This is a genomic window from Chryseobacterium sp. (assembly GCF_022712095.1).
Lineage (GTDB): Bacteria > Bacteroidota > Bacteroidia > Flavobacteriales > Weeksellaceae > Chryseobacterium.
The window spans coordinates 1-3,331 of record NZ_JALAHD010000135.1 but is presented as its reverse complement, the minus strand read 5'-3'; the positions used below and the strand labels follow the sequence as shown (position 1 = coordinate 3,331).

General features: G+C 30.5%; 2 protein-coding genes and 1 pseudogene. All 3 read right to left on the bottom strand.

All coding sequences use genetic code 11. The features are described from left to right. A partial coding sequence (locus tag Q0A18_RS06930) for a hypothetical protein (RefSeq protein WP_292009418.1) occupies positions 1-897 on the bottom strand: 897 nt, incomplete at its 3' end. Further along, positions 898-2,004 carry a phosphoadenosine phosphosulfate reductase family protein gene (locus tag Q0A18_RS06925; protein ID WP_292009417.1) on the bottom strand — a complete coding sequence of 369 codons (1,107 nt, stop codon included), beginning with the start codon at positions 2,002-2,004 and terminating at the stop codon, positions 898-900. Next, positions 2,004-3,331: pseudogene (locus Q0A18_RS06920) on the bottom strand (hypothetical protein); the annotation flags it as partial. The gene Q0A18_RS06925 and the pseudogene Q0A18_RS06920, both read right to left, overlap by 1 nt.

The window sequence follows — 3,331 nt, the reverse complement described above, 5'->3', positions numbered from 1 at the left end:
TAACTCAAAAATATTACTGGAATCTGAAAATTCATTTTGTAGAGTTTGATAGACTTTAAATGACTTCCCAGAATAATAAATATTATGTATCTTATTTAAAAACTCTAAATCATTAGCTGTGTCAATATAAGGCTTTGCAGATATTCCTGTCTTTGTTTCGTTAATCAACCCCTTTTTAAATGTATTTTCTTCTAATAGCTCTCTATATTTTAGACAATAATTCTCAAATTTTTTATTGATAGAAGTCGCAGGGGCCTTCTTATTCTCATTAAAAAATAGCGACAAGATCTTAAAATAACCCAAACGTCTAACTTTAGTATTAGTAGATATTATCGGAACTATTTTATCATCTTTTATTTGGTGATTCTTACGAAAGAAAATTGTATAAAAATTTGGAACAGAAACTGTCCTTACACTATTCTCAATAAGATATTTTGCAAATTCAATATTCCACCAAAGCTCCTCAATAAATCTAATGTTAAATGAGTAACTTCCATATTTATCACACATTTCATCTCCAAAATCTATACTCGTATAATAGTTAAGAACAGCATCTTGCTGATACTTCCTTATTACTTTAATCAACGAAAACATTTCGTTGGTAATAGACCTGCCTTCTGTCAAATCTTCTCTCCAGCCTAAATATTCGTACCCTTTTATAGTAAAAGATATAAAATCGTCTATCTTCCTTAAGAACTCGTCAATATCAGAAAAGTCATTTATAGTGTTGTAAGAATAATATTCATATTCATCATCAAAAGCATCATTATATATGTTCTCATTTATGTCAAAAGAAAATGCAATGATATAGTCAGCACCAAATTCGAATGATAATTCGTTTTGGTGAATCATTGCTTGTTGGCAATTATTTAAGTAATATTCAAGTACTTCTCTCATTTATATAAAACAGCTCGCACAACCAATTCCCTCTTCCTCTCCTAAAATATCAATGAGATAAGGGGATTGATTTTTAGATGCTTTTCGCTCCATTCTTTTAATATATTCTGTTTTAATTCTTTCCATTCTTTCGGGTTGTATTAAGTCCTCTAAACTTTCGCCTTGAATCCACGTATAACCGTCTTTTTCATATTCCATAGCTTTTTTATAAAGCTCTGGGTGTTGTTCGTACAACCAAACCCATTCTATTTTTTGTTGGTAAAAACAGAAATAACATCCGGAACGGCTCCGGGCATATTGCCCTGTTATACCATTTATTTCAAAATCAATTTTATTATAATAAGCAGGAACACCAACACCACTTTCTTTTAAAATTCTAAAAATATCATCTCGTACTAAAACATCTTCATTATTAAGCAATGGAAATGAATTTTCGCTCGCCAAAGGATAGTCAGTTGTTTTTAAAAATTCAAAAACTAAATGGTTAAAACCCTTTACATCAGTTTCCAATAAAGCATTTAACTTTTGTGCCTGTGTAAAAGAAGTATCTATTTTTCTTGAAATAATTTGTAATACTTTTCCCTGAAATCGTCCAAAATCAATATTCTTAGCATTACTCTGAATCATTTCGATATTTGGATTAGACAGTAATTTAGCTACCACATCTTCACTCCAAATATTTTTTCGGAATGGAAAAATAGACTGTATATTTTTCTTAGTAGATATATATCCTTCTCTTTCTTCATCTCCTCTAATTCCTACATAAGAAACAACAGGGTCTGTACCAACATATTTTTCAAAAGGGTCGAGTTTTAATTTTTTGGTACACCAACGGGAATTTGAAGAGGGTAAAAAACCTCCATACATTTTCAGAAAATGGTCAAAAGGATCTTCTGAACTGTTTTCAGCAGCTTTTAGAATATTTACTTTTATGCCAAGATAAACTTCAAGATTTTGGATTAGCTGATAGGTTTCATCAAGCTCTTTTCCTGTATCACTTGAGTAAAAATCTAACTCTAACTCTGGATATTTGGTTTTCACATAAATAGCTAAAGCCGCACTATCCTTGCCTCCTGAAATTCCTAAAACGTGTCTTGTTTTACTCATTACATTAATTCTTTTAATAAATTCAACACCGCAGCAATATTTGAGGTCTTGTCATTTCCAAGTTGAGCTTTTAATATATTTTTCAAGTCTTCAATCTCTTTGCTCTTGCTTTTAGGGACTCTCACAACCTTAGGATCAATCTTACTAAAGAATGAGTCAATCTTAACTCCAATAACATCCTCATTAAGTTCATCAATATCTGCTTTTGAGATATTGGTTAGACTATCCAATTCCAAAATAATCGCTTTAAACTTTTCGTACAGCAAGATTTCGTCTTCATCAGTAAATACTTCAAGTGTTTTCCCTGTAACGGCTTGTGCTATAGAATTGAGCCATGCTTTTTTATCATCCAAAGATGAATCAATACGCTGCACAAATGTCTTTTGATTAGCTAATAACAAATGTTTCTTTAGCTTCTTGAAACGCTTTTGTAAATACTCTTTGTATTCTTCGAAATCAACAGTTTTTCCTACAAACTCCCCACAAATAAATTCTTCAAATCTCTTTATTAACTCATCATATGAGGTCCTTAATTCTCGTACTGCATTTTGTAAGTTTATAGTATAACTTTGTAATTTGGACTTATCCTTTTGCAATGTACTAAGAGATAATCCCAAAGCACTTGGAAAATCTTCAAAGAATGTTTCTTCTGGGTCCTTGCTTGTAGCTATCGCTCTACGAATTTTTAATGCTGCCGATGATAATCTTTTTGTTTGTTTAGAATATTCCGGTAATTGTTTATAAAAAACTATAAAAGGTTTTATGGTTTCTATGAATGATTCATTTTTAAACTTTTCTTCAACAGATTGATTTAAAAAAGTTCTGTAACTATTAAAGATGTCCAATTTTACGCCTTCAATATCAAAAGCCTTAATAGTATATTCTTGTGGATATTTGGCTATCAATTCAAGATTTTCCTCAGACAGGTAAGGAATGTAACTATCTTCATTGAAAATAGCAAAATCATCACGTTTTAAAAACAAAAATGTAGGAATCCAAAAATCTATCAATCCTTGTTTCAGCTTGAACGGCCGTTTGCTTAATATTTCAACAAAGTCTGAAATATTCTTAGCTTCTTCTTTAGCTTCTTCTATAAAGTTTTCGGAAGCTCTCCATAATTTGTAAAATGACGAATCTTCATTAATCGAAATAACATCAATAGAGTTTTCACGAATAGGAGAAATTCCATTTTCTTTCAATAAAGATAAATATATTGTCTTTTCAGGTGGAAATTTAGCATCCTCGAAACCTAAATTTTCTTTATCCCAATTATTTGTTAATGCTTTAAAATAGCTTCGTTTAGCAGTATGAATAGAAGATGATATTT